This window comes from Nocardioides jensenii JCM 1364 = NBRC 14755, assembly GCF_001552535.1.
GTDB lineage: Bacteria > Actinomycetota > Actinomycetes > Propionibacteriales > Nocardioidaceae > Nocardioides > Nocardioides jensenii.
Genome location: NZ_BCRJ01000042.1, coordinates 1 through 5,914, shown reverse-complemented (window position 1 = coordinate 5,914; position 5,914 = coordinate 1). Strand labels below are relative to the sequence as shown.

6 protein-coding genes are annotated in these 5,914 nt (G+C 68.9%); all 6 read right to left on the bottom strand.

Annotated elements, in window-relative coordinates:
* Nucleotides 1-75: 75 nt before the first annotated feature.
* The 6 genes from uraD to aceB all read right to left on the bottom strand — a co-directional run bounded on the left by uraD (nucleotide 76) and on the right by aceB (nucleotide 5,861).
* Nucleotides 76-570: a 2-oxo-4-hydroxy-4-carboxy-5-ureidoimidazoline decarboxylase gene (gene uraD, locus NJ4_RS10585; protein WP_067434200.1), complete on the bottom strand. Its 495-nt coding sequence runs from the start codon at nucleotides 568-570 to the stop codon at nucleotides 76-78.
* A 104-nt stretch (nucleotides 571-674) separates the two neighbouring features.
* The gene (locus NJ4_RS10580; RefSeq protein WP_067434197.1) at nucleotides 675-1,076 is read right to left on the bottom strand and encodes a helix-turn-helix domain-containing protein; all 402 of its coding nucleotides are present in this window, start codon (nucleotides 1,074-1,076) and stop codon (nucleotides 675-677) included.
* Complete coding sequence (locus NJ4_RS10575; RefSeq protein ID WP_067434194.1) at nucleotides 1,069-1,311, bottom strand: thiamine-binding protein; 243 nt, start codon at nucleotides 1,309-1,311, stop codon at nucleotides 1,069-1,071. Before NJ4_RS10575 ends, NJ4_RS10580 begins: the two co-directional genes overlap by 8 nt.
* 25 nt (nucleotides 1,312-1,336) lie before the next feature.
* Nucleotides 1,337-2,755 carry a C4-dicarboxylate transporter DctA gene (dctA, locus tag NJ4_RS10570; protein WP_082748404.1) on the bottom strand — a complete coding sequence of 473 codons (1,419 nt, stop codon included), beginning with the start codon at nucleotides 2,753-2,755 and terminating at the stop codon, nucleotides 1,337-1,339.
* Nucleotides 2,756-2,949: 194 nt separating this feature from the next.
* Nucleotides 2,950-4,206, bottom strand: a complete 1,257-nt coding sequence (locus NJ4_RS10565; protein ID WP_067434191.1) for a DUF6986 family protein — start codon at nucleotides 4,204-4,206, stop codon at nucleotides 2,950-2,952.
* Nucleotides 4,203-5,861: a malate synthase A gene (gene aceB / locus NJ4_RS10560; RefSeq protein ID WP_245644528.1), complete on the bottom strand. Its 1,659-nt coding sequence runs from the start codon at nucleotides 5,859-5,861 to the stop codon at nucleotides 4,203-4,205. The genes NJ4_RS10565 and aceB overlap by 4 nt, the downstream gene beginning before the upstream one ends.
* Nucleotides 5,862-5,914: the final 53 nt, after the last annotated feature.

Below are 5,914 nucleotides of genomic sequence, written 5' to 3'. Positions count from 1 at the left end.
CGAGCCGCAGGCTCACGCCGGCGGCCGGGCGCCCGAGGGCGGTGTCGAGGACGTGGGTCGTGATGGCACTACTCATCAGTCGAGGACCTTTCGCAGTCGGAGGAGGGCGATCTTGCGCAACTCGTCGGCGACCACGGCCTGCTCGGTCGCGTCGTCGTGCTCAAGCCTGCTGCCCAAGGACTTCAGGATCTCCTCACCGGACAGGCCGGTGGCACAGATCAGGAAGACCCGGCCGAAGCGGTCCTCGTAGGCCCGGTTGCCGTCGGCCAGCGCCCGCTCCGTGTCGGTGTCGCGGGAGACCGCTGCCTGCTCGCCGCGGGACCACGCGGCCTCGGCGCCGGTGCCCTTCGCCCGCTCGCCGATGCGCGGGTGTGCGGCCATCGCTCGGTCGACATCGGCCGGCGTGAACGCGCGGGCGGCGCGGTCGGCGACGGACTCGAGCTCGTCGCTGTCGGCGTAGGGCCGGCCGGCGAGCACGGTCTCGACCCAGGCCGGCACGTCGGCACAGGCGAGCAGGAGCGGACGTAGGTCGGCCGCAGGCAAGGTGTTGAGCTCGTCGAGCTTCACCATCCACCTACTTTCGTGATGCGGAATGTGTTTTCCGTCACGACGAGACTGACACGGCGCCTTGCATCACGTCAACAGTTTGTTGAAATTAAGTTGCGGTCTCCGGCTCAGCGGGTCCGGTTCAGGTAGTTGTAGACGGTGAACCGACTGACCCCGATCGCCTCCGCGATGGTCTCGGCGGAGCGGCGGTAGGCGAAGGCGCCGCGCTCCTCGAGCACCCGCACCGCACGCTGCTTGTCAGCCCGGGAGAGCTCGGCCAGAGGCGTGCCGATCTCGCCGGCGACCTCGTCGATCAACGCGCCCAGGTCACCGCCGGAGGCCTCGGAACCCGACCCGACATCCGCCGGCTCCCCCACAGGCGCAAGGCGCACACCGGCCACGACCTCCCCCTCCCACACCAGAGGTACGTCGTCCTTGCGCAGCTGCGCAGGTTCCACCACCTCGGCGTCGATGCGGGCCAGCAACGGCGCCACCGCGTCGAGCAGCGGATGGGTCGAGGGTTCAGCCATCGGCGGGCTCGACCTGCAACGTGACACGGGTGGCGCCGTGGGACAACGACGAGCGGAGGACGTCGGCCAGGGCCTGCACGACCTCGTCGGCATCGCCGCTCACCGTCGTGCCCAGCGGGCCGAACTCGGTCTCCAGGCCGGCCGCCTCGACGGCACGCAGCGCGGCCACGGCATGCTCGGGAGGCTCGCCCTCTCCATGGAAGGGCTCGGTGGTGAACTCGGCGACCAGGCGCATGACAGCAGGCTACTCGCGACCCGGGTCAGCCGCCCCGAGTCACCGGGACCTTCACCGGCACCACCGGCTCGTGCTCCGGGTGACTGACGTGGTGTCCCTGGACGTGGAGCTCCTCCGCCTCGGGCACGTCGTCGGTGACCTCGATCTCGCCGTTCAGCACCGCATGCATCCGGTCGACGTCGAGCTGGCCCTCCCACTTGGAGACCACGAAGGTCGCGACGCAGTTGCCGAGCAGGTTCACGAAGACCCGCATCGAGTCCATGATCCGGTCCGCACCGAGCAGCACAGCCACTGCTGCGACCGGGTAGGCGCCGATCGCGGTGGCCGTGGCCGACAGCGCCAGGAACGAGGATCCGGGGACGCCGGCCATGCCCTTCGACGTCAGCATGAGTACGCCGACCATGGCCAGCTGATCCATCAGTGACATGTCCACACCGACCGCCTGGGCCAGGAAGATGGAGCAGATGGAGAGGTAGATGGTGGCGCCGTCGAGGTTGAACGAGTAGCCGGTCGGCACGACCAGGCCCGTGGAGGCGGGCGAGTTGCCGGCGTTCTGCAGCTTGCTCATGATGCGCGGCAGCACGGCCTCGGTGGAGGCGGTGCCGAGGGCCAGCGCGAACTCCTCACGGGCGTACTTGATGAACTTGAAGAGGTTGAGGCCGACGTACAGCTTGGCGATCGCCGCCAGCACCAGCGCGAAGAGGACGGCAGCCAGGTAGCAGGCGCCGATCAGCTTGCCGAACGAGGCGAGCGACTCGATGCCGTACTGGCCGATGATGAAGGCCATCGCCCCGAAGGCACCGATCGGAGCGACCTTCATGATGTAGCCGACGATCGTGAACAACACGTGGCTGAACTGGTCGATCAGGTCCAGGATCGCCGAACCCTTGCCGGTGTCGTTCACCTGGGCGAGACCGATGCCGAAGAGCACCGAGAAGAAGAGTACGGCGAGCAGCTGGTTGTCCGCGAAGGCACCGAGCACGCTCTCGGGGATGATCCCCATCAGGAAGTCCGCGGTGTGCGGCAGCTCGCCGCCCGCGGTCTTCTCGGCCAGCTCCTGCTCGCCGGCGGCCAGCGTGCCCGGGTCGATGTTGAAGCCCTGGCCGGGCCGGAGCACGTTGGCGATGACGAGACCGAAGACCAGCGCGAAGGTGGTCACCAGCTCGAAGTAGATCAGCGCCTTGAGGCCGATCCGGCCGACCGACTTCACGTCGCCCACGTGGGCGATGCCGGTGACGACCACGCAGAAGATCAGCGGCGCGATGATCATCTTGATCAGCTTGATGAACCCGTCACCCAGCGGGCGCAGGTCCGAGCCGAAGTCCGGGAAGAAGTGTCCGACCGAGATGCCGGCGACGATCGCGACGAACACCTGGAAGAACAGGGACGTGTAGAGCGGCTTGCGCTTGACCTTCGTGGTGTCCGAGGTGGCAACGGATGACATGGCGAGCCCTTCATTGAATTCCGTATTGTGGAACTAACTTTCCGTGTGTAGAAAAGTGTGTCCCCGCTCACACGGAGGTGTCAAGGGTTCGCGGCGACCGATCGCAATCCGGACACACAGCACGCCCGCCCTCCCGGAATGAGGTCCAGGAGGGCGGGCGTCGTGTGGATCGGGCGCTGTGAGAGCTGACCGGGTCAGGCCGGGACCGGCCTCCGCGCGAGACGTGCCAGGCCCTCGAGATCGACGCCGACCAGCTTGTCGACCTCCGTCGCCCCGACAGCTCCGCACTCGAGCCCACGCAGCACGAACGCGGCCAGGGCGGCGGCGGTGGCCGGCTCGTCGAGGTAGCCCGAGTCGCCGCCGTGCACATAGGCCCGGAGCCGGTCCGAGGCAGCCACCAGACCCTCTCGATAGAACGCGTACGTGGCCACGAAGCGGCTCGGCAGCTGGGCCGGGTGCAGGTCCCAGCCCTGGCAGATGCCACGGGTCAGCGACCGTCGTACCAATCGGGCGTGGAGACGCCAGGCTGCGCGGACGGCCTCGCGGTCACCAACGGGCAGCTGGTTGGTCGAGCCGTCGGAGACGAAGACTCCGGTGCCGGCAGCCGCGACCTGCATGACGTCCTTGGCATGGTCGGCCACCGGGTGCTCCATGCTCTGGTACGCCGCGGCGACACCCAGCGAGGCGGAGTAGTCATAGGTGCCGTAGTGAAGTCCGGTCACCCGCCCGGCGCCGGCGTGGATCATCTTCGCCACGAGGGCCGAGCCGTCCGGTCCGAGGATCGACTGCGGGGTCTCGATCTGGATCTCGAAGCGCAGCGACCCGGCGGGGACGCCGTGGGCGCTCTCGATCGCGTCGAGCGCGGTCAGCATCGCGGAGACCTGGTCGACCGAGGTCACCTTGGGCAAGGTGATCACGAACCCGTCGGTGATCGCGTCGGCGCCGGCCAGCTCACCGACGAAGAGATCGAGCGTGCGCAGCCCGCGACGACGCGTCGGCGCCTCGAACGACTTGATCCGCAGGCCGTGGTAGGGCGCGGCGACGCCGGCCTTCACGGTCACCGCGAGCGCACGGGCCGCCGCGATGACCGCGGCGTCCTCCTGCTCGTCGGGGCGATTGCCGTAGCCGTCCTCGAAGTCGATGCGCAGATCCTCGATCGGCTCGCGGTCGAGCTTGGCGCGGACCCGGTCATAGACCTCGACGGCCAGGCTGGGTCGCAGCTCGAGCGCCTCGGCCAGCTCCATCACGGAGCGGCCGTGCTGGGCCAGCGCGGTCTTCGCCTCCTCGCCCCACTGGGTGACGGTGCCTTCGCCGAACCGGTCTCCCGGGACGTAGACGGTGTGCACCGGCTGACGGGTGCCGCGGTCGCCGGGGTAGCAGGCGAGCAGCTCGGCGTCGGCCGCCGCAAGCCGCTGGTCGAGCTCGGCGGCCAGGTCGTCGAGGGCACTCATGCCGACACCCCCGGGTCGGGCCGGCGAGCGTGGGAGCCGGCCGTCGAGACCACGGCGTCGTACGCCGGCAGCGTGAGGAAGTCGACGAAATCGTCGGCGAGAGCGACCTCCTCGAAGATGGCGCGGGCCTCCGCGAAGCGGTTGCCCTCGGGAGCGTCGGCCAGGATCGCGGCCTGCTCCTCGTCGAGGACCTCGCGGACGAGGGAGGCGGTGATCACGGTGCCGTCCTCGAGCCTGGACTCGTTGTGCACCCACTGCCAGATCTGCGAGCGGGAGATCTCGGCGGTGGCGGCGTCCTCCATCAGGTTGTGGATGCCGACCGCACCCAGGCCACGGAGCCAGGCCTCGAGGTAGAGAAGCGCCACCTCGACGTTGCCGTGCAACCCCTCGCGGGTCACGCTGCCCGGGGTGGACGTGAGGTCGAGCAGGTCGGCGGCAGTGACGTCCACGTCGTCGCGCAGCCGGTCGAGCTGGTTCGGCCTGTCGCCGAGCACCCGGTCGAAGATCTCGCGACACACCGGGACCAGGTCGGGGTGGGCGACCCAGGAGCCGTCGAAGCCGTCGCCGGCTTCGCGTTCCTTGTCCTCGCGCACCTTGTCGAACGCGCGCGCGTTCACCTGCTCGTCCTTGCGGCTGGGGATGAACGCGGCCATGCCGCCGATCGCGAACGCGCCACGACGGTGGCAGGTCTTCACCAACAGCTGGGCGTAGGCACGCATGAAGGGCGCGGCCATGGTCACCGCAGCGCGGTCGGGCAGCACGAACTCGTCACCGGAGTCGCGGAAGTACTTGATTATGCTGAACAGGTAGTCCCACCGACCCGCGTTGAGCCCGGAGGCGTGGTCGCGCAGCTCATAGAGGATCTCGTCCATCTCGAACGCGGCCGGGATGGTCTCGATCAACACCGTGGCGCGGACCGTGCCGTACGGAATCTCCAACGACTCCTCGGCAAACGTGAACACGTCGTTCCACAGTCGGGCCTCGAGGTGGCTCTCGGTCTTCGGCAGGTAGAAGTAGGGGCCGCTCCCCCGCGCCAACAGCTCGGCGGCGTTGTGGAAGAAGTAGAGCCCGAAGTCGACCAGGGCACCGACCACCGGCACGCCGCCGACGAGGAGGTGCCGGTCGTCGAAGTGCCAGCCCCGAGGGCGCACCACGATGGTGGCCAACGGCTGGTCGTCGCGCAGCTCGTAGGTCTTGCCCTGGGGTGAGGTGAACGAGATCTGGCGACGGATCGCGTCGTACAGGCTGACCTGGCCGCCGACGACGTTGCCCCAGTGCGGCGTGCTCGCGTCCTCCATGTCAGCCAGCCAGACGCGGGCACCGGAGTTCAGCGCGTTGATGGTCATCTTGCGGTCGGTGGGGCCGGTGATCTCGACCCGACGGTCGATGAGATCGGCCGGTGCGGGCGCGACCTTCCAGTCGCCGGCACGGACCTCCGCCGTCTCCGGCAGGAAGTCGAGCCTGCCCGTGCGCGAGACCTCGTCGCGACGCTTCCGGCGTGCTGCCAGGAGCTCGTCGCGGCGGCCGCCGAACCTGCGCTGAAGCTCGGCCACGAAGGCAAGCGCCTCGGCGGTGAGGATCTTCTCCCCGCCCTCGACCTGCTCTCCCGACACCTGGACGTGGTCGGTCTTCTCCATCACTGCTCCCTCACTCACTTAGGGCTCTCCACTTCCTGGGCTGCCGCCTGCACGCCCGCCGCAACGGCGGG